This is a genomic window from Streptomyces sp. NBC_00388 (assembly GCF_036061255.1).
In the GTDB taxonomy this organism is placed as follows: Bacteria; Actinomycetota; Actinomycetes; order Streptomycetales; family Streptomycetaceae; genus Streptomyces.
In genome coordinates, this window is record NZ_CP107948.1 from 6065549 (window position 1) to 6085121 (window position 19573).

At 72.9% G+C, this 19573-nt stretch carries 16 protein-coding genes; 9 read left to right on the top strand and 7 right to left on the bottom strand.

Going from position 1 to position 19573, the window contains the following annotated elements; translation table 11 throughout:
- Positions 1-63: 63 nt before the first annotated feature.
- A complete protein-coding gene (locus OG917_RS27030) occupies positions 64-1539 on the bottom strand; it encodes a hypothetical protein (RefSeq protein ID WP_328320451.1) in 1476 nt (491 codons plus the stop codon).
- Positions 1540-1573: 34 nt separating this feature from the next.
- A complete protein-coding gene (locus tag OG917_RS27035) occupies positions 1574-1963 on the bottom strand; it encodes a VOC family protein (RefSeq protein ID WP_328320453.1) in 390 nt (129 codons plus the stop codon).
- Positions 1964-2038: 75 nt separating this feature from the next.
- Here OG917_RS27035 and OG917_RS27040 point away from each other — a divergent pair, with 75 nt between their 5' ends.
- Together OG917_RS27040 and OG917_RS27045 are read left to right on the top strand one after the other, a co-directional pair.
- Positions 2039-2695 carry a nucleoside/nucleotide kinase family protein gene (locus tag OG917_RS27040; protein WP_328320455.1) on the top strand — a complete coding sequence of 219 codons (657 nt, stop codon included), beginning with the start codon at positions 2039-2041 and terminating at the stop codon, positions 2693-2695.
- A gap of 48 nt (positions 2696-2743) precedes the next feature.
- Positions 2744-3868: an aminopeptidase P family protein gene (locus OG917_RS27045; protein ID WP_328320457.1), complete on the top strand. Its 1125-nt coding sequence runs from the start codon at positions 2744-2746 to the stop codon at positions 3866-3868.
- Positions 3869-3916: 48 nt separating this feature from the next.
- On the opposite strand, the gene treZ is transcribed toward OG917_RS27045, so the two are convergent.
- Positions 3917-5662: a malto-oligosyltrehalose trehalohydrolase gene (treZ, locus tag OG917_RS27050; protein ID WP_328320459.1), complete on the bottom strand. Its 1746-nt coding sequence runs from the start codon at positions 5660-5662 to the stop codon at positions 3917-3919.
- A gap of 121 nt (positions 5663-5783) precedes the next feature.
- On the opposite strand from treZ, the gene OG917_RS27055 reads away from it, so the two are divergent.
- On the top strand, positions 5784-7163 hold the full coding sequence (locus tag OG917_RS27055; protein WP_328320461.1) for a GH1 family beta-glucosidase: 1380 nt from the start codon (positions 5784-5786) through the stop codon (positions 7161-7163).
- A gap of 14 nt (positions 7164-7177) precedes the next feature.
- Positions 7178-8272 carry an alpha-L-fucosidase gene (locus OG917_RS27060; protein ID WP_328320463.1) on the top strand — a complete coding sequence of 365 codons (1095 nt, stop codon included), beginning with the start codon at positions 7178-7180 and terminating at the stop codon, positions 8270-8272.
- Here the strand turns inward: OG917_RS27060 and OG917_RS27065 are convergent.
- Positions 8253-9215, bottom strand: coding sequence for a GNAT family N-acetyltransferase (locus OG917_RS27065; RefSeq protein ID WP_328320466.1), 963 nt, complete (start codon positions 9213-9215; stop codon positions 8253-8255). The two genes, OG917_RS27060 and OG917_RS27065, sit on opposite strands and share 20 nt — an antisense overlap.
- Before the next feature lie 161 nt (positions 9216-9376).
- On the opposite strand from OG917_RS27065, the gene OG917_RS27070 reads away from it, so the two are divergent.
- Positions 9377-9901, top strand: a complete 525-nt coding sequence (locus OG917_RS27070; protein ID WP_328322208.1) for a DUF1707 and FHA domain-containing protein — start codon at positions 9377-9379, stop codon at positions 9899-9901.
- Positions 9902-9941: 40 nt separating this feature from the next.
- Here the strand turns inward: OG917_RS27070 and treY are convergent, their stop codons facing one another.
- The gene (gene treY, locus OG917_RS27075; protein ID WP_328320468.1) at positions 9942-12290 is read right to left on the bottom strand and encodes a malto-oligosyltrehalose synthase; all 2349 of its coding nucleotides are present in this window, start codon (positions 12288-12290) and stop codon (positions 9942-9944) included.
- 48 nt (positions 12291-12338) lie between these two features.
- Positions 12339-14507 (bottom strand): glycogen debranching protein GlgX, encoded by a 2169-nt coding sequence (glgX, locus tag OG917_RS27080; protein WP_328320470.1) that lies wholly within the window; start codon positions 14505-14507, stop codon positions 12339-12341.
- 217 nt (positions 14508-14724) lie between these two features.
- On the opposite strand from glgX, the gene OG917_RS27085 reads away from it, so the two are divergent.
- From OG917_RS27085 to OG917_RS27095, 3 genes are all read left to right on the top strand, one after another.
- A complete protein-coding gene (locus OG917_RS27085) occupies positions 14725-15957 on the top strand; it encodes an SAV2148 family HEPN domain-containing protein (protein WP_328320472.1) in 1233 nt (410 codons plus the stop codon).
- 107 nt (positions 15958-16064) lie between these two features.
- Entirely contained in the window at positions 16065-16328 is a 264-nt protein-coding gene (locus OG917_RS27090; protein ID WP_328320474.1) for a GlsB/YeaQ/YmgE family stress response membrane protein, read from the top strand.
- A gap of 87 nt (positions 16329-16415) precedes the next feature.
- Complete coding sequence (locus OG917_RS27095) at positions 16416-17129, top strand: 3'-5' exonuclease (protein ID WP_328320475.1); 714 nt, start codon at positions 16416-16418, stop codon at positions 17127-17129.
- Positions 17130-17320: 191 nt separating this feature from the next.
- Here OG917_RS27095 and OG917_RS27100 read toward each other — a convergent pair whose 3' ends face one another.
- Positions 17321-18172, bottom strand: coding sequence for a phosphotransferase enzyme family protein (locus OG917_RS27100; protein WP_328320477.1), 852 nt, complete (start codon positions 18170-18172; stop codon positions 17321-17323).
- A 132-nt stretch (positions 18173-18304) separates the two neighbouring features.
- Between OG917_RS27100 and mgt the strand changes: the two genes are divergently transcribed.
- Positions 18305-19516, top strand: coding sequence for a macrolide-inactivating glycosyltransferase (mgt, locus tag OG917_RS27105; protein WP_328320479.1), 1212 nt, complete (start codon positions 18305-18307; stop codon positions 19514-19516).
- The last annotated feature ends 57 nt before the right edge of the window (positions 19517-19573 follow it).

The following is a 19573-nucleotide window of genomic DNA, read 5'->3' on the forward strand; positions in this document are numbered from 1 at the left end:
TCCCGGGCGGCCGGCGCGCGGGGCGGGTGACGCCACCGGCGGCGCGAGCGCCACGCGGGCGGGCTACTTCAGCCGGGCCACGGCCCACGCGGTCTCCTGGGCCAGCATGCCGAGGCTCCGCTGGGCGGCCTTGCCCATGCCGGTGTGCAGTTCCCTGGCGACGGCCAGCGATTCGCGGGCGATGGACACGAGCCCCGCCCCGGCCGCCGCGCGGGCGAGTTCGAAGTGTTCGGCGGCGACCAGCCGCCCCAGCCCCAGCTGCCGCCAGCGGCGGTCGGAGCCGTCGGCGTCGAGGATCTCCGGGACCGGCCGCAGGGTCCGCCAGGCTGCGGACAGCTCACCGGTACGCCGCTGCAGCCCGGCGAGCCTGCGGCAGGCCACACCCCGCTCGCGCGCCCCTTCCGCCAGGGCGGCGTGCCCGGACTGGGCCCGTGCCGCCTGGCCGAGGTCGCCGAGCGCCTCCAGCTCGGTGCTCAGCACCCGCAGCAGATCGGCCTGTTGCCCGCTCGCGTCCAGGATGCGCAGCAGCGCCACCCGCGCGTGCTCGGTGCGACCCTGTCTCCTGGCCAGCCGTATCCAGGTCAGCTCCGGTTCCGGTGCGAGGTCCCCGCCCGGGGGCGAACCGTCGAGTCCGCGCGCCCACTCCACGACGGCCCCTGGCCGCCCGGGTATCGCGTCCTGTCCCCACCGGGCTGCCTGCGGCGCCGCCTGGGCCGCCCGCAGCAGCGGCAGGTCCTCCGGGGCGCTGTGCAGGGCGACCAGCACAGCGGCGAGGCGCAGCTCATCGCCGGCTCCCGGGTCGGCGGTCTCGGCGGCCAGCAGACGGCGCAGCAACGGCAGATCGCGGTCCTGCCGGTCGCTCTGCGCCGCGCGCAGCACCGTGGCGCGCCGCACCGGGTCCCCGGCCACGTCGCCCCACTCCGCCGGATCGTCCCGCAGCCGCGCCAGATCAGCGAGACCGGGACGCAGGACCGTCTCGCGCAGGGGCGGGCGCGGATGCGGATCCAGCAGGGGGTGGGCGCGGCCGCAGGCCGCGTCGAGCAGCAGATGGTCCGGTTCGGTACGGAGCAGGGCGGTGTGCAGCCGGGCGAACAGCTCGGCGGGGGAGCGGTCCGGAAGCCCCAGCGCCCCGCGCAGCGCGGCCCGCCGGTCGCCGAGATCCGGCACTGACGCTCGGGCCGCCTCCTCCGAAGCGGCCAGCCCGGCCCGCAGCGCGGACTCGTCGCCGGTGGGCGACAGGTGCAGCAGGCCGTGCCAGCCGGGCAGCCCGACGACCAGCTCCAGCGCCTCGTCCGCGCTCGCGGCGACGAGGCCGGCCGCTCCGCGGGACGAGGCGTACAGCACGGACCCGCCCCCGCACACGGAGTACGTGCCGCCCGCGCTGTCCCCGGCCACCGCCTGCAGCGGGGCGCCCGACGCCAGCCGTACCGCCACGCCCCGGCCGGCCCCCTTCAGGTCGAAACCGAAGGTACGCGCGGCCATTTCGGCCAGCTCGGGCCGCTCCCCGAGGAGAGCGATGGCACGTCCGTAAACCGTCATACGGGAAACGTAACAGCCATGTCGGACATGACTCTCACGCCGGTTGCAGGAGGTCCCAGCGGTTCCCGTAGAGGTCCTCGAAGACGGCGACCGAACCGTAGGGCTCATGGCGCGGCTCCTCCAGGAATCGGACGCCCGCCGCCCGCATCCGGGCGTGGTCCCGGGCGAACTCCCCGGTGTGCAGGAAGAAGCCGACCCGGCCGCCGGTCTGGGAGCCGACGCTCGCGCGCTGCGCGTCGTCCTTCGCGCGGGCCAGCAGCAGACCGGTGCCGGGTCCGCCGCCGGGCGGGGTGACGACCACCCAGCGGCTGCCGTCGCCGCGGTCGGTGTCCTCGGTCAGCGCGAAACCGAGTGCGCCGGTGTAGAAGCCGATGGCCTCGTCGTAGTCGTGGACGACCAGGGTGATCAGTGCGATGTGGGACATGGCAGGAAGGCTAACCGGAGAGGCGTTATACGTACCACTCGCGGGGAGCGGGATCACCCGGACACAATGACCGTCATGACTCCGCAGCACCTCGTCGACCGTGCCCGGCTGCTCGCCGGGGCCGGGTACCGGCGGATCCTCGGCATCGCGGGCCCGCCGGGCGCGGGAAAGTCCACCCTCGCCGCCGGGCTCGCCGACGCGCTCGGCGCGAGCGCCGTCGTGGTCCCGATGGACGGCTTCCACCTCGCCGGGGCCGAACTGCGCCGCCTCGGCCGAGCCGGCCGCAAGGGCGCCCCCGACACCTTCGACGAAGCCGGATATGCGGCGCTCCTCGCCCGGCTGCGGGCGCCGGGACCCGATGTGGTGTACGCGCCGTCCTTCGACCGTGCGCTGGAGGAAGCGGTCGCGGGATCCGTGCCGGTCGCGCCGGACGTCCCGCTGGTGATCACCGAGGGCAACTATCTGCTGCACTGGCCCCGCGTGCGGGCCCTGCTGGACGAGGCGTGGTTCGTCGGCGCCGCCGGCCCCGGGGCTCCTGGGGACCTCCGGCCGGCAGGGGAGCCAGGGAGCGCCGCGCAGGCCGCACGCGTCCGCAGGCTCATCGAGCGGCACATGGAATACGGCAGGAGCCGGGCGGAGGCCGAACGCTGGGTGTACGGGTCGGACGAGGCCAACGCCCGGACCGTCGAGCGCAGCAGGGACCGCGCCGACCTGTTCGTGCCGCTCCTCTGAACCGTCCTGGGCATCGCGTCCCGTGGCGGGGCCCGGCAGGATGGGTCCATGTCCATGGAACCCGTACCGTTCACCGCCGACGACTACCGCGCCCGTATGGCCCGTGCCGCACGGAGCGCGGCGGACGCCGGACTCGCCGGGGTGCTCGTCGCACCCGGCCCCGACCTCGTCCACCTCACCGGTTACCGGCCGACCGCCGCCACCGAGCGGATGACCCTGCTGGTGATCACGGAGGACCGGGACCCGGTCCTCGTCGTACCGGCCCTGGAGGCCGCGGACGCCGAACACGCCGTCGGCGCCCCCGCACTCACCCTGCTGGACTGGACGGACGGGAAGGACCCGTACGGCATCACCGCCGCGCTCCTCGGCCCGGACGGCCGGTTCGCGGTCAGCGACAACGGCTGGGCGATGCATCTGCTCGGGCTTCAGCGCGCCCTGCCCGACAGCTCGTACCAGTCGCTGACGGAGGCCCTGCCGATGCTGCGCGCCGTGAAGGACGCGCCCGAGCTGGCCCGTCTCGAAGCGGCGGGGGCCGCCGCGGACGCGACCTACGAGGAGATCCTCAAGGTGCGCTTCTCCGGGCGCAGGGAGACCGAGGTCGCAGCCGATCTGGCCGCGCTGCTGAGGCAGTTCGGGCACTCACAGGTGGACTTCACGGTTGTCGGTTCGGGCCCCAACGGCGCCAGCCCGCACCACGAGGCCGGCGAACGCGTCATCGGCACCGGCGACATGGTCGTACTGGACTTCGGCGGCCTCAAGGACGGATACGGGTCGGACACGTCCCGCACCGTCCACGTCGGCCCTCCGGGAGCCGAGGAGCAGCGGGTGCACGACATCGTCCGTGCGGCCCAGGAGGCGGGGTGCCGGGCGGTGCGTCCAGGCGTCGCCTGCCAGGAGATCGACCGGGCGGCGCGCGCGGTGATCACCGACGCCGGGTACGGCGAGCGGTTCATCCACCGCACGGGCCACGGTATCGGCGTCACCACGCACGAGCCCCCGTACATGATCGAGGGCGAGGAGCAGCCGCTGGTGCCCGGTATGTGCTTCTCCGTCGAGCCGGGTATCTACCTCCCCGGCCGTTTCGGCGTCCGGATCGAGGACATCGTCACCGTCACCGAGGACGGCGGCCGGCGGCTGAACACCACCCGCAGGGAGCTGGCGGTCGTCGGGTAACGTCCGCCGCCCCCTCCCTCCCTCCCCCTCCCCGCCGGCCGCTCGGGCTCAGGAGTCGGTCAGTACGGCGCACGACGCGGGCGGCAGCAGGAGAAGACCGTCGGGGCCCGGCGGCCGGACCGGCTCCCAGGCGGCCAGGACCCTGCTGCCGCGCCCGTCCACCGGGACCCGCGCCTCCTGGTCACCGAGGTTGACCGCGATCCGCAGATCGCCCCTGCGGAGCGCCAGCCACCGCGCTTCCTCGTCGTACGCCACCTTGACCGCGGCCAGGTCCGCGTCGACCAGGTCGGGGCAGGTACGGCGCAGCGCGACCAGCTCCCGGTACCAGGAGAGCAGCCGTGAGTGGTGGCCGCCGTCCAGCTCCGCCCAGTTCAGACAGGACCGGTCCCTGGTGGCGGGGGACTGCGGGTCCGGGATGTCCGCCTCCGCCCAGCCGTGCCCGGCGAACTCCCGGCGCCGGCCGTTCCGTACGGCCTCGGCCAGATCCGGGTCGGTGTGGTCGGTGAAGAACTGCCACGGGGTGCCCGCCCCCCACTCCTCGCCCATGAACAGCATCGGCACCGAGGGCCCGGTGAGCACCAGCGTCGCCGCGCAGGCCAGCAGACCGGGCGGCACGTTCGCCGCGAGCCGGTCGCCCAGCGCCCGGTTGCCGATCTGGTCATGGGTCTGCGAGAAGGCGACGAAGCGGTGTGCGGGTGTGGACGCGCGGTGCACCGGGCGCCCGTGGGTCCGCCCGCGGAACGTCGAATACGTGCCGTCGTGGAAGAAGACCCGGGTGAGCGTCTTGGCCAGCGCGGCCATGGGCTCCCGGGCGAAATCCGCGTAGTACCCCTGGGACTCACCGGTCAGCGCCGTGTGCAGGGCGTGGTGGAAGTCGTCGTTCCACTGGGCGTGCAGCCCCAGCCCGCCCGCCTCCCGCGGGGTCGTCGTCCGCGGGTCGCAGAGATCGGATTCGGCGATCAGGAAGAGCGGCCGCCCGAGCCCCGCCGAGAGGGTGTCGGTGGCCGCCGACAGCTCCTCCAGGAAGGTCAGCGCCCGTCCGTCGGCGAGGGCGTGCACGGCGTCGAGGCGCAGCCCGTCGATCCGGTAGTCGCGCAGCCAGGCCAGTGCGCTGCCCAGCAGATACGCGCGGACCTCGTCGGAGCCGGGCGCGTCCAGGTTCACCGCCGAGCCCCACGGGGTGTGGTGGGTGTCGGTGAAGTACGGTCCGTAGGAGGGCAGATGGTTGCCCGAAGGGCCGAGGTGGTTGTGGACCACGTCCAGCACCACCCCGAGCCCGCGCTCGTGAGCCGCGTCGACGAAGCGCTTGAGCCCCTCGGGGCCGCCGTACGGTTCGTGCACCGCCCACAGCGAGACACCCTCGTACCCCCAGCCGTGCCGGCCGGGGAACGGGCAGACGGGCATCAGCTCCACATGGGTGACGCCCAGCGCGGCCAGGTGGTCCAGCCGCGCGGCAGCCGCGTCGAAGGTGCCCTCGGGCGTGTACGTACCGATGTGCAGCTCGTACAGCACGGCGCCCGGCAGGCCCAGGCCCGGCCACTCCTCGCGCCACTCGTACGCGTCGTGCGCGACGACGGCGCTGAGGCCGTCGGGGCCGGCGGGCTGACGGCGCGACCGCGGGTCGGGCAGCACCGGCCCGCCGTCGAGCCGGAAGCCGTAGTGCTCGCCCCCCGCGGCCTCCGCGGTGACGCCCCACCAGCCGTCCCGCTGCAGATCACGCTCCATGGCCAGCTCCCGCCCGGCCAGTTCCAGCGTGACGTGGCTCTTCTCCGGTGCCCACACCTCGAACAGCACAGCATCCCCTCCAGAGCACTCGTTCGGATCATGTCGTCGGGATCACCAACGGCCGCCAGGTCTCATCTTGGCAAGATCAGGGGCTGGAGCGAGCGCACTCGGGCCATTAGGGTCGCGAGCCATGACGATTCCGCCACTGCCCGCCTTCCCGCCCGGTTTCCTGTGGGGTGCGTCGGCCTCCGCCTTCCAGACCGAGGGCGCGGCGGGCACCGACGGCAAGGGACCGTCCGGCTGGGACGTCTTCGCGGCCCGGCCGGGCCGCATCAAGGACGGCACCGACGGCTCACGCGGCACCGGCTTCTACGACCGCTACCGCGAGGACGTGGCGCTGCTCGCGGAGCTGGGCGCCGGGGCCTTCCGCTTCTCGGTGAGCTGGCCGCGTGTCGTGCCGGACGGCTCGGGCCCCCTCAATCCGGCGGGCCTCGACTTCTACGACCGGCTCGTCGACGAGCTGTGCGGCCACGGCATCACCCCCGCGCCGACGCTCTACCACTGGGACACCCCGCTCGCCCTCGAACACGGAGGCGGCTGGCTCAACCGCGACACCGCGTTCCGCTTCGCCGAGTACGCGGGCGCCGTCGCGGAGCGCCTCGCCGACCGGGTCCCGATGTGGATCACACTCAACGAACCGGCCGAGGTGACGCTCCTCGGCTACGCGCTGGGCGAGCACGCCCCCGGCAGGAGGCTGCTCTTCGATGCCCTGCCCGCCGCCCACCACCAGCTCCTCGCCCACGGTCTGGCCGTCGGCGCGCTGCGCGCGGCCGGGGCCTCCCGCATCGGCATCGCCGTCTCGCACACCCCGGTCTGGACGGCGGGCGGGAGCGAGGAGGACCGCTTCGGGTCCGCGCTGTACGACACGCTCTCCAACTGGCTGTTCGCCGATCCGCTGCTCACCGGCGCCTACCCGGACGAGAACTTCGCCGCCCTGATGCCGGGGCCCGTGGCCGAGGACCTGAAGACCATCGCGGCCCCGCTCGACTGGTACGGGGTCAACTACTACAACCCCACCCTCGTCGGCGCCCCCGCCCCCCAGGCGCTCGACACGTTCGCCGGTTTCGGGATACCGCCCGAACTTCCCTTCGGCATAAGGGAGATCGACGGGTACGAACGCACCGGCTCCGGCTGGCCCGTGGTCCCCGACGGCCTGCGCGACATGCTCGTCCGGCTGGAGACCCGCTACGGCGACCGGCTGCCGCCGCTCTACATCACCGAGAACGGCTGCAGCTTCGAGGGCCTGCGGGACTCCCGCAGGATCGACTTCCTCGACGGCCATCTGCGCGCCCTGCACGCCGCGATGGCCCAGGGGGTCGACGTCCGTGGCTACTTCACCTGGTCGCTCACCGACAATTTCGAGTGGATCGAGGGGAACGCCCAGCGTTTCGGCCTCGTCCACGTGGACTACGCGACGATGCGGCGCACCCCCAAGGACTCCTACCACTGGTACCGCGAGGTGATCCGCAGTTCACAGGCCGGACGCCCTTACGAACACCCCCGGGGATGATCAATACTTCCTCCATGGTCGCTCCGTGGTGGCAACAGGCTCAGCTGGGGATCTTCGTGCACTGGACGCCCGCGTCCGTGCCGGGCTGGGCCCCGCCGTACGACGCCGCCCGGCGCGGGCACCTCGGCTGGACCTCGTACGGCGAGTGGTACGAGAACTCGCTGCGCTTCCCGGACAGCCCGGTCTCCGCCCATCACCGGGAGACCTACGGCGACCGCCCCTACACGGCGTTCGGGGGAGACTTCGCGGACGCGCTCAGCAGCTGGGACCCGGCCCAGTGGGCGCGCCGCTTCCGCGCGGCCGGCGCCCGCTACGCGGTCCTCGTCACCAAGCACCACGACGGCTACTGCCTCTGGCCCTCCGAGGTGCGCAACCCCCACCGCCCCGGCTGGCACACCCCGCGTGACGTCGTCGGGGAGTTCGCCGAAGCGGTCAGGGCCGAGGGGCTGCGTTTCGGTGTCTACTACTCGGGCGGTCTGGACTGGACGTTCCAGCCGCGCCCGATCGCGACCGGCGCCGATACCGTCGCCGCCGTCCCTGGCGGCGCCTACCCGGCGTACGCGGACGCCCAGGTGCGGGAGCTGATCAGGCGCTACCACCCCGACATCCTCTGGAACGACATCGCCTGGCCCGCGGGGCGCGCGGCAATCCGGAGCCTGGTCGAGTACTACCGGTTCACCGTGCCGCACGGCGTCGTCAACGACCGGCTCTTCCCCCGCAACCCGCTGTGGCGGGCGCTCCGGGTCCCCGGGCTGCGGGCCGCCTACAACAGCTGGGAGCGCCGCACGGTCGTCAGCGACGAGGGGTTCGTGCCCAGGAAGCCCCCGTACTACGACTTCAGGACCCCGGAGTACTCCCGGTACACGGGGCCCGACCCCTTCGAGATCACCCGCGGCGTCGACCACAGTTTCGGCTACAACAGGAACTCGGGCGAGGACTCCTTCATCGGCCGTGAAGCGCTGGCCGGGCTGCTCCGGACGGTCCGGTCCGACGGCGGCAACCTGCTGCTCAACGTCGGCCCGCGCGGTGAGGACGCCACTATCCCGGCCGAGCAGCAGCGCCGGCTGGACTGGCTCGGTGAGGCCGGGGTCAGTCCCACACCATGTTGACCGCCCGCTCGAAGTTCACGTAGCCGGCCCGCTCGAAGGCCCGCGCCATCGGGACGTTGCCGACGTCGGTCGACGCGCGGATGCGGGGCACGTCCTGGGCCGCGAGGATCCGGGTCCCCTCGGTGAGGATCTCGTCGATGTACCCGTGTCCCCGGTGAGCGGGGAGCACCCCGGTGTACGCGATGATCGCGTGGTAGTTGTTGCGGGCCGGGACGACGAAGCCGACCGGGTCCCCGTCCGGCAGCTCCGCGATCCGCCACCACCCGGCCGGGCTCCGGTAGCGCGCGAACTCCTCGTCGTACTGCTCCTCGGCCACCGCGCGCGGGCTGAGCCCCGACTCCAGGGACGCCCTGCTGTGCGCGTCGAGCGTGCCCTCGGCGGCCAGGGCCAGCAGCGGGACGAGATCCTCCCGGCCGCGCACCGCGCGGAACACCAGCCGGCCGCCGGCCGCCGGGGCCGCCGCGGTCCCGGGCGTCCACTCCAGGCGCAGCCGTTCGACCAGCAGCCGGGCCCCGGTCCGCTCCACGGCCCGCATGCGCGCCCCCGTCGCATCGCGGGCGACCGGATCGGTGTGCCAGTCCGGCGGGACGAACCTGCCGTACTCGGGGCGCGCCGCGCCTGCGGGGAAGAGCCGCGCCATCGCCGTCTCCAGAAGCCGCACCCCGATGTCGCCGCGTTCCGGTCCTGGCAGGGTGTCGTCGAGGTCGAAGAAGTCGAGGGCGTACGGAGCGGCGCCGGGCGCGGGGGCCCACCAGGCAGCCCGTGCCACCACCCGGTCGCCGCGCAGCGCCACCCACATCCACTCGGGGCGGCGCAGTCCGCCCGCGAGGTCGCCGGCGAGTTCGTGGTCGAGGACGTAGGGCAGCGCGCGGAAGAGAGTGAGCTCGTCCGGCCCGGTCAACGGGCGGATCACCAGCTCGTGTTCGTGCGGCGGAGGGGGCAAGTCGGCTCCAGGCGAGTACGGATGTCCGCAGACCGTAACAATCGGCATCCGGCCCGGTCACATGGATATCGGAATCCCCGGCCCACCTGGACACCCCCTCGGGTCCGGCCGACAATCGATCTGTGACCTCCTCTTCCGAGTCCCCCGCCTACGAGCCGCACATGGCGCAGGCCCGGCTCTCCGACGCCCAGCGGGACCGGGTGCTCGGGGTCCTCAAGGAAGGGGCGGTTCAGGGCAGGCTGTCCCAGGACACCTTCATGCGCCGGATGGAAGTGGCCCTGGCCACCCACAGGCCCGCCGAACTGGCCGCTCTCACCGCCGACCTGGAGTCGGAGGCGGGATGGTCGCACCGGCTGCTCGGCGCGGTGGGCCGGGTGTCGGCCTTCCCCGGCCGGATGCGCAGGGCCTGGGCGTCCGAGCGGCTGCCGAAGCTGCTGCTGCCGGCGCCCGGCCCGTATCCGCTGCGTATCGGCCGCGACCCGGTCAACGGGCTGCGGCTCAACCACGAGACGGTGTCGCGGCTGCACGCGGAACTCGGCCTGCAGGCAGGGGTATGGGTGCTGCGTGACCTCGGTTCGGCCAACGGGACGACGGTCGAAGGGATCCGCGTCACCGGCGCGGCGGTCGTGCGCGAGGGCGACTGTGTCGGCTTCGGCCGGATGTACTTCCGGCTCTCCGCCCGGTGACCGGCGGGCGGACCGGCCAGTGGGCTCCCGGCCCGGCCGCTCAGCCCGCCTCCCCGGCCCTTTCCGGCGCGACCCGCCTGAGCAGGGCCACCGGCCGTACGGCGAACAGCTCGCGCAGGGAGGCCCGCCCGGTGAACTCCCGGTCGGGAGCGAGCAGATCGAGCCAGACCCCGGCGGGCAGCGGGAGTTCCGTCTCCCCCCAGCCGCCTGCCTGTTCGAGGCGCAGCGACAGCCGGGTCACCGCGGTGACCGTCTCGCCCGAACGGCAGAAGGCAAGACAGTGGGCGGCTGCGGAGCCCTCGGCGGTCAGCGGTGTGTACGTGCCCGACTCGCCGAATACCTCCGGGCACTCGCGGCGCAGGAGCAGCGCCGTGGTCGTCAGCGCCGCCTTCTCGTCCGCCGGGTCGACGGGCAGCGGCGGCCTGCGGTTGTCGGGGTCCACCAGCGCGATGTACGGCCCCTCGGTGCCCTGGTAGACGTCGGGGACGCCGGGCATCGTGAGGTGGACCAGTGCGGCGCCGAGCACATTGGCCCGTACGTATGCGCCGAGCCCGCGGGCGAACTCGGCGACGACCGCGTGCGGCGGACCCGCGGGCCCCGCGGCGACGAAGTCGGCGACCGCCTGCTCGTACGCCTCGTCCTGCTCGGTCCAGCTGGTGTGCAGTCCCGCCTCGCGCACCGACTTGAGCAGCGCGGGGCCGAGCCGTTCCCCGTCGGGGAGCCCGAAGCCGAACGAGGTCTGCCAGGCCACCCAGGCCACCTGGGGATCGGGCGCCGGAGTGTCCAGCCGGGCCAGCAGCGACGCCCAGGCGTCAGGGCACTCGGTGAGGACCGCGATCCGCGCCCGGACGTCAGCGCTCCGCTTGGTGTCGTGCGTGGTCAGCACCGTCCCGCCGGCCGGCCAGTCGCGGGCCGTCCGCGCGCAGAACGCGTGGAACGCGGCCGGACTCACCGCGGGCGCTCCCGGGTCACCGCCCACCTCGCCCGCCGAGACCAGCGGCGTATAGCGGTAGAAGGCGGTGTCCTCGACGGACTTGGCGTGCAGCGCCGAAGCGGTCTGCGCGAACCGCACGCAGAAGGCCGTGTGGTCGGGGCCGCCGCCCAGTTTGCCGAGTGCCAGATCCCGTACGACCCCGACGGCGGCGGACTCCTCGGCCACCGTGAAGGACGCGGCTGCCTGCCGCACCGCCTCCGGGCCGAGCGTGGCCTCAGCGGTATCGGGCGTGGGCCCGCCCGCCGTCACGTACGGCCGGTAGACCGGCATCCGTACGAGGAGCTCACGCAGAGCTGCCCGCAGTGCCCAGGGGGCGTGGTCGCGCAGCGCCGGATCGGCCGCGCAGATCCGCTCCGCCGTGCGGGCCAGGAACGCGGTCTCGGCCGCCAGCTCATGGGTGACGACCTTGTACGCGGCGCGGCGGACCGTCGGCTCCCAGTACCCGCCGCGGTCGCCCGCGGGCTCCGCGTAGTCGCGGTAGCGGCCGGCCAGCCCGGCGGCGCCCGCCGGGTCGGTGAAGAGACCGTCGATCCGGTGCAGCGCGTCGTACCCGGTCGTCCCCGCGACCGCCCAGTCGGCGGGCAGCCGCTCGTCGCCGGTGAGGATCTTCTCCACGACCGTCCAGCGTCCGCCCGTCGCCTCGCCGAGCCTCCGCAGGTAGGCGCCGGGATCCGCGAGCCCGTCCGGGTGGTCGACGCGCAGCCCCTCGATGACGCCGTCGTCCATCAGCTCCAGGATCTTGGCGTGGGTGGCGTCGAAGACCTCCGGGTCCTCGACACGCACCCCGATCAGATCGGAGATGGTGAAGAAGCGGCGGTAGTTGAGCTCGGTGCGGGCGAGCCGCCACCAGGCGAGCCGGTACCACTGGGCGTCGAGCAGCTCGGGCAGCGGCAGCTCCGCCGTCCCCTCGCGCAGCGGAAAGGAGTGGTCGTAATAGTGCAGCACGTCCCCTTCGACCCGCAGCCGCTCCAGTTCGTCCCCGAGCCGGTGGCCGAGGACGGGCAGCAGCACCTTGCCGCCGCCCGACTCCCAGTCGATGTCGAACCAGCGGGCGTACGGCGAGACGGGCCCGTCCCGCAGCACCTCCCACAGCGGCCGGTTGAACCGGGGAGCCGCCGCCATATGGTTCGGCACGATGTCCACGACCAGCCCGAGCCCGTGCGTCCGCGCGGTGTGCGCCAGCGCACGCAGCCCGGTCTCGCCCCCCAGCTCGTCGCGGACCCGGGTGTGGTCCACGACGTCGTAGCCGTGGGTGGAGCCGGGGACGGCGTCAAGGACCGGCGACAGATGGAGGTGCGAGACGCCGAGGGCCGCCAGATACGGCACCGCTGCCTCGGCGGCCGAGAACGGGAACTCCGGCTGGATCTGGAGCCGGTACGTCGCTGTGGGCGTCATGGGAACCTACGTACCCCGTTTCGCGGGCTCCCTGTCACCTGGGCGCCGTCAGGCCGGCCGTTTCAGCACGGTCAGACTCCGCCCGATCAGCGCCAGCCGGTCACCGGCGTCCACCTTCGGGCCCCGTCCCGGCGGCACACCGTCCTCGTGGGCGGTGTCCACGACGACCTCCCACTGCCTGCCGTGGCTCACCGGCACCAGGAACTCGATCTCCTCCGCGCTCGCGTTGAACATCAGGAGGAACGAGTCGTCGGTGATCCGCTCACCGCGCGTCCCCGGCTCCGAGATGGCGTTCCCGTTCAGGAAGACGGACAGGGCCTTGGCGTGCGCCGCCTGCCAGTCGCGCTGGACCATCTCCTCGCCCTCGGGAGTGAACCAGGCGATATCGGAGAGATCGTCGTGGGTGCCCTCCACCGGGCGGCCGTGGAAGAAGCGGCGCCGCCGGAAGACCGGGTGCTCGCGCCGCAGCGCCACCATCGCACGGGTGAAGGTCAGCAGGGTGCTGCTCCCGCCCCGCGCCGGTCCGTCCCGGCCGGTGTCCTCCTCCTGCTCCGCCCCCGCCGCCTCCTGGCCCGGCCAGTGCACCCAGGCCAGCTTGCTGTCCTGGCAGTACGCGTTGTTGTTGCCGTGCTGGGTACGCCCGAACTCGTCCCCGTGGCTCAGCATCGGCACCCCCTGCGAGAGCAGCAGCGTGGCCATGAAGTTCCGCATCTGGCGGTCCCTCAGCTCCAGCACACCGGGGTCGTCGCTCTCGCCCTCGGCGCCGCAGTTCCAGGAGCGGTTGTGACTCTCGCCGTCCTGGTTGTTCTCGCCGTTCGCCTCGTTGTGCTTGTCGTTGTACGCCACCAGGTCGTGCAGCGTGAACCCGTCGTGGCAGGTGGTGAAGTTGATGGAGGCGAGCGGGCGCCGCCCGTCGTCCTGGTACAGGTCGGACGAGCCCGTCAGCCGTCCGGCGAACTCCGCGAGCGTCCGGGGTTCGCCCCGCCACAGGTCTCGTACGGTGTCCCGGTACTTCCCGTTCCACTCGGTCCACAGCGGCGGGAAGTTCCCCACCTGGTAGCCGCCCTCGCCGACGTCCCACGGCTCGGCGATCAGCTTCACCTGGGAGACCACCGGGTCCTGCTGCACCAGGTCGAAGAAGGACGACAGCCGGTCCACCTCGTGGAACTGGCGGGCGAGGGTGGCCGCGAGGTCGAAACGGAATCCGTCGACGTGCATCTCGGTCACCCAGTACCGCAGCGAGTCCATGATCAGCTGGAGCACGTGCGGAGAGCGCATCAGCAGGCTGTTGCCGGTGCCCGTGGTGTCCATGTAGTAGCGCGGATCGTCCGTCAGCCGGTAGTAGGAGGCGTTGTCCAGGCCGCGGAAGGAGAGGGTCGGGCCCAGGTGGTTCCCCTCGGCCGTGTGGTTGTAGACCACGTCGAGGATGACCTCGATCCCGGCCTCGTGGAGCGCCCGTACCGCCTGCTTGAATTCGAGCACCTGTTCGCCACGGTCGCCCCAGGAGGCGTATGCGTTGTGCGGGGCGAAGAATCCGATGGTGTTGTAGCCCCAGTAGTTCGAGAGCCCGCTGTCCGCCAGCCGGTGGTCGTTGACGAACTGGTGAACGGGCATCAGCTCCAGCGCCGTGACCCCGAGACCGGTCAGGTGCTCGATGACCGCCGGATGCGCCAGCGCCGCGTACGTCCCGCGCATCTCGTCGGGGAGCGCCGGATGGAGCATCGTGAGGCCCTTCACATGGGCCTCGTAGAGCACGGTCTCGTGGTACGGGGTCCGCGGCAGCCGGTCGTCGCCCCAGTCGAAGTAGGGGTTGACCACCACCGAGGTCATGGTGTGCGGGGCGGAGTCCAGGTCGTTGCGCGAGTTCGGCCGGCCGAAGTGGTAGCCGTACACCGACTCGTCCCACTTGACCTCTCCGCTCACCGCTTTGGCGTACGGATCGAGGAGCAGCTTCGAGGAGTTGCAGCGCTGCCCGTTCTCGGGTTCGTACGGCCCGTGCACCCGGAACCCGTACCGCTGGCCCGGCATGATGCCGGGCAGATAGGCATGACGCACGAAGGCGTCCGTCTCTCTCAGCTCCACCGCCGTCTCTGAGCCGTCGTCGTGCAGGAGGCACAACTCGATTCGGTCGGCGGCCTCCGAAAAGACCGCGAAATTGGTCCCGGCGCCGTCGTACGTGGCGCCGAGCGGGTATGTCTGTCCCGGCCAGACCTGCATGGGCACGACTCTTCCACATCCGGCGCCGAGTCACGCGTGTCATCGCGTCCTCGCCACGAACCGCTATGAATCCCCTCACTCGGCCCCATGCCTTCGCGGGGAACGCTCACCACGAACAAGGGAGTTGGGAAGGAGCCTGTGCATCCGGCTGCACCGGCTCCCGCGCGCGGAGTACCCTTCCTTGATCGTTGCAGGGGCAGTGAAAGGCGGTACGCGGGTGGGCTCGGGAGGGCTGGAACTGCCACCGGGTGACCCGGGTCACGGCGGGGGCTCCACGGAGGTCCCGCCCGGGGCGGTCTCCCTGGCGAGGCCCATGGAGATCGGGGCGGAGCTCGACTGGGGTGCGGACGCGTGGAACGAGGTGCGCACCCGCGCGCAGCGGGCCGGGCGCGCCTACATCTGGCTGAATCTGGTCGAGCAGCGGCTCCGCGCGGTGGTCGCCGCCGTGCTGCGCCCGATCTACGAGCCTGTGCACGCCGACGACTGGGTGGTCGCGGCGGCCGGCCCGGCCGGCCAGGAGTGGGTGCAGCGCGCCGTGGCCGTACGGGAGGTCTCGCGCCGCAAGGGCTATCTGCTCGACCCGGCCGACGACAACGTCCTGAGCTTCCTCACCCTCCCGCAGCTGCGGGAACTGATGGTCCAGCACTGGCCGTGCTTCGAGCCGTACTACGACGACCGGCGCGACGTGGAACTGGCCCTGGACGAGCTGGAGGTCACCCGCAATGTGGTCTCCCGCAACCGCGCGCTCTCCGAGGCCGTGCTGGCGCAGGCGGAGCGGGCCTCGTCGCGGCTGCTGAACATCCTGGGCGCGGGATCGGGCGCGCCGTCCGCCGACCGGCTGCCGGTGGACGCGGTGGAGGACCTGGTGGGGGACAGGTACGCGGACGTCATCGGGGTGCATCCGGACCGTGTCCGTCTCCAGCGGCAGCTGCCGGCCGAGGACCTGTTCGGCGGGGCGCGGCGGCTGGACGCGATCGGGATAGGCCTGAACCTCCTCGTCCAGAACTTCTCGGGCCGCCGGCTCGTCCGGCTGGCCGAGTCGGGGTGCCGGGTCAGGCTGCTCTTCCTCAACCCCGCGAGCAGCGCGGTCAAGCGGCGCGAGCGCGAGCTGGGACTGAAGAAGGGTGAGCTGAGCCGCGCGGTGGAGACGAACATCCTGCACATGCGCCGGGTGCGGTCGCGGCTCCGGGACCCGGGTGCCTTCGAGATCCATGTGTTCGACGAGACGCCGCGGTTCATGGCCTGCCTGGTCGACGGGGACGGTACGGACGGTCTCGCGGTCGTCCAGTCGTATCTGCGCAGGGCGCGCGGGATGGAGGCACCGGTCCTGGTGCTCAGGGGCGGCGGGCGCGCGGTCGTGCGGCACGGGCAGGACGCCGAGCACGGCCTCTTCGAGACGTACCGGGACGAGTTCGAGTCCGTGTGGGGGGACTCCCGGCCGGTGTCCTGACGGAGTGCATCCCCGCTTCGGGGGTACAGGGGCGGACATCAGCGTCGGGGGTCGTGCCGGGTGCCCTGCCGGGCAGCCGGACCCCGTGTCGGACAGATCGAGGAGCCATGGAGATTTCAGGCATCATCAGCGCGATCGTGATCGGCATCGTCATCGGGGTGCTCGGCCGGCTCGTCGTACCCGGCCGCCAGCGCATCGGCATCCTGCTGACGATCGTGGTCGGTATCGTGGCCGCCTTCGTCGGCGCGTTCATCGCCCATGCCCTCGGGGTGGACGACACCAACGGCGTCGACTGGATCGAGTGGCTCATCCAGATCGGGCTGGCGGCCGTCGGTGTCGCCGCGCTCGACCGTTCCAGGGGACGCCGCTGACCCGGTGACAGGACGGCGGGGCCCGTTGTCAGTGGCGCGTGCGAGGGTGGTCACCACTTGGGGGACGCACCACGAAGGAGGGCCGCCATGAGCTGGCATCGGGGACCACTGGTCGGCTTCGACCTGGAGACGACCGGGACCGACGTCGAGACCGACCGCATCGTGACCGCCGCGGTCGTACGGCTGGAGGCGGACGGGGCCGTGCGGGAGCAGCGCCTCTGGCTGCTCGACCCCGGGGTGGTGATACCCGAGCAGGCGGCGGCGATCCACGGCATCACGACCGGCCACGCCCGCGAGCACGGCGTCCCGGCCGTCTCCGCCGTCGAGGAGATCGCGCACACCGTCGCCGGGGTACTGCGCTCGGGCGTGCCGCTGGTGGTGATGAACGCACGGTACGACCTGTCCCTGCTGGACCGTGAGTGCCGGCGGCACGGGGTGGCATCGGTCAGCGAGCGGCTCGGCACGGCGCCTTCGCCGGTCATCGACCCGCTGGTGATCGACAAGCACGTCGACAAGTACCGCAAGGGCAAGCGCGCCCTCCAGGCGCTGTGCGACTACTACGGGGTGACGCTCGACGCCGCGCACGACGCGAGCGCGGACGCGGTGGCGGCCGCCCGTGTGGTGCGCCGCATGGGGGAGATGCACCAGCCCGTCGCGGTGCTGCCGCTTGCGGACCTGCACGGGCTCCAGGTGCGCGCAGCGGCCGAGCAGTCGGCCTCGCTGCAGGCCTATCTGCGGCGCACGGCCGATCCGGCTGCGGTCGTCGAGGCGGCCTGGCCGGTCATCCCCCGGAGCCGGTGAGGGGCACCGCGCGCGGGCCGTCCCGCTGAGCCGGTGGCGCCGCAGCCAGGCCGGCCCGGCAGGCCGGTGTCGGCTGACGGGCTCTCATGAGCCGGTCCCGGCGGGGGACATCGGACCGCCCTGCCGGTACTCATGCCCGGCGATGCGTGCGGCCGGCCGTGCCGGGCGGGCGCGGTGCGCGGCGACCGGGTCTAGAACGGATACCACCGCACCGCCGGGTCGTTCTCCCGCAGCGATGCCACCCTGCGGCGGAACTCGTCGAGCGCCCGGGGGTTCGACGGGGCGTGCTGGGCGACCCAGGCGCAACTCGCCGTCTCGCGGGCGCCGCGCAGGACCGTGCATCCCTCCCACTCGCGTACGTCCCAGCCGTAGGCGCGGACGAAGGAGCCGTACGCCTCCGCGGGCAGCCCGTAGCGGTCGCGGGAGAGAGCCATGACGACCAGATCGTGTTCCCGCAGATCCGACGAGAAGGTCTCCAGGTCGACCAGGACCGGCCCGTCCGGGGTGACATGGACGTTGCGCGGGAGCGCGTCGCCGTGCAGCGGCCCCGGTGTCAGACGGGGGGTCAGCGCTGCCGCCGCGGAGGCGAAGCCGTCGCGGCGCTCGCGGAGGTACTCCGCGTCCGCCGGGTCGACGGCGTCCCCGGCGAGCCGCAGCCAGCGCTCGACCCCGCCCAGGAGCTCACGCCCGGGAAGGGCGAAGGCCGGGGCGGGCAGGGCGTGGACGGAACGGAGCAGCGTCGCGAGGTCCTCCGGTCCCGCGGGCCGTACCGCCTCCGGCAGCCGGTGCCAGAGCGTGACCGGGTGGCCGTCGACCAGCCGGGGTGACGGTTCGGCCGCGCGCACCGCGGGGATGCCTGCCTCCGCGAGCCAGCCCGCCACGGACACCTCGCGCTCCGCCCGCTGCAGCAGCTCCGGCGCCCTGCCCACCTTGACGACGAGCCCGCCGGCCGCGAAGACCGCGTTCTCGCCCAGTGCCAGCAGCTCCGCATCCGGGGCCAGACCGGCCGCCCGCAGGATGTCCCGTGCCGATGACTCGTCCATGTGGTGTCTCCCGCTCTCGATGGAACGCGCCAAGTTTCGCATCCGTGCGGGCAGCGCCGGACATCCGATGGCGGCCGGGAGCCCCGGGGAATCTAGTTGCACGAGACGTATCGTCTCGTTTACCGTCGCGGCATGACCTCCCCGAAGCCTGCACATATCGCCATGTTCTCGATCGCTGCGGCCGGGCACGTGAACCCCGGCCTCGAAGTGATCCGGGAGCTCGTCGCCCGCGGCCACCGCGTCACCTACGCGATCCCGGCGTCCTTCGCAGGAAAGGTCGCGGAGACCGGCGCCGAACCCGTCCTCTACCCGTCGACCCTGCCCACCGATGAAGACCCCGGGGGCTGGGGCACCGAGATGATCGACAACGTCGAACTCTTCCTCCACGACGCCATCGCCGCGCTGCCGCACCTGACCGAGGCGCACGAAGGGCCGGGCGGGGCGGGCGTACCCGACATGGTCCTGCACGACATCACCTCCTACCCGGCGAAGGTGCTGGCCCGCCGCTGGGGCGTCCCCGCCATCTCGCTCTCCCCGAACCTGGTCGCCTGGCAGGGGGCCGAGGAAGAGGTCGGCGAGCCGATGACCGCCCGGCTCATGGCGACCGAGCGGGGCCGGGCCTACTACGCGCGGTTCCGCGCGTGGCTGGAGGAGAACGGCATCGACGGGCACCCCGACGCGTTCGTCGGTCACCCCCGCCGGAGCATCGTCCTCATCCCGCGCGTGATGCAGCCCCACGGTGACCGGGTGGACGACACCACGTACACCTTCGTCGGCGCCTGCCAGGGCGACCGCGAGGACCAGGGCGGCTGGCAGCGCCCCGCGGGCGCCGAAAAGGTGCTGCTCGTCTCGCTCGGTTCGGCCTTCACCAAAGAGCCGGCCTTCTACCGTGAGTGCATCGCGGCCTTCGGGGATCTGCCCGGCTGGCATGTGGTGCTGCAGATCGGCAAGTACGTCGGGATGCCGGAACTGGGCCGGATCCCGGCCAACTTCGAGGTGGCGCGCTGGGTCCCGCAGCTCGCCGTGCTCCGGCAGGCCGACGCCTTCATCACCCACGCGGGCGCGGGCGGCAGCCAGGAGGGGCTGGCCACCGCGACACCGATGGTCGCGGTGCCGCACGCCGTGGACCAGTTCTCCAACGCGGACATGCTCCAGTCGCTGGGGGTGGCCCGGCACATCCCGATGGCCGACGCCACCGCGGCGGCCCTGCGTGAAGCGGTGCTCACCCTGGCCGGTGACCCGGAGGTCGCCCGGCGGCTCGCGCGTATCGGCGCCGGGATGGCTGAGGAAGGCGGCGCCCGGCGGGCTGCCGACCTCATCGAGGAGGAACTCCCCGCGCGGTAGCCCTGGCGGCAGGGCCCCCGCGGTGGCCGGAGCCGGGCGGCGCGCGGTCTAAGTTCG

Coding starts and splice junctions, on each gene's coding strand:
- OG917_RS27055 (WP_328320461.1), top strand. CDS start 5,784: ATGACGATTCCGCCACTGCCCGCCTTCCCGCCCGGTTTCCTGTGGGGT.
- OG917_RS27040 (WP_328320455.1), top strand. CDS start 2,039: ATGACTCCGCAGCACCTCGTCGACCGTGCCCGGCTGCTCGCCGGGGCC.
- OG917_RS27035 (WP_328320453.1), bottom strand. CDS start 1,963: ATGTCCCACATCGCACTGATCACCCTGGTCGTCCACGACTACGACGAG.
- OG917_RS27070 (WP_328322208.1), top strand. CDS start 9,377: ATGGCGCAGGCCCGGCTCTCCGACGCCCAGCGGGACCGGGTGCTCGGG.
- OG917_RS27100 (WP_328320477.1), bottom strand. CDS start 18,172: ATGGACGAGTCATCGGCACGGGACATCCTGCGGGCGGCCGGTCTGGCC.
- glgX (WP_328320470.1), bottom strand. CDS start 14,507: ATGCAGGTCTGGCCGGGACAGACATACCCGCTCGGCGCCACGTACGAC.
- OG917_RS27030 (WP_328320451.1), bottom strand. CDS start 1,539: ATGACGGTTTACGGACGTGCCATCGCTCTCCTCGGGGAGCGGCCCGAG.
- OG917_RS27060 (WP_328320463.1), top strand. CDS start 7,178: ATGGTCGCTCCGTGGTGGCAACAGGCTCAGCTGGGGATCTTCGTGCAC.
- mgt (WP_328320479.1), top strand. CDS start 18,305: ATGACCTCCCCGAAGCCTGCACATATCGCCATGTTCTCGATCGCTGCG.
- OG917_RS27090 (WP_328320474.1), top strand. CDS start 16,065: ATGGAGATTTCAGGCATCATCAGCGCGATCGTGATCGGCATCGTCATC.
- treY (WP_328320468.1), bottom strand. CDS start 12,290: ATGACGCCCACAGCGACGTACCGGCTCCAGATCCAGCCGGAGTTCCCG.
- OG917_RS27045 (WP_328320457.1), top strand. CDS start 2,744: ATGTCCATGGAACCCGTACCGTTCACCGCCGACGACTACCGCGCCCGT.
- OG917_RS27095 (WP_328320475.1), top strand. CDS start 16,416: ATGAGCTGGCATCGGGGACCACTGGTCGGCTTCGACCTGGAGACGACC.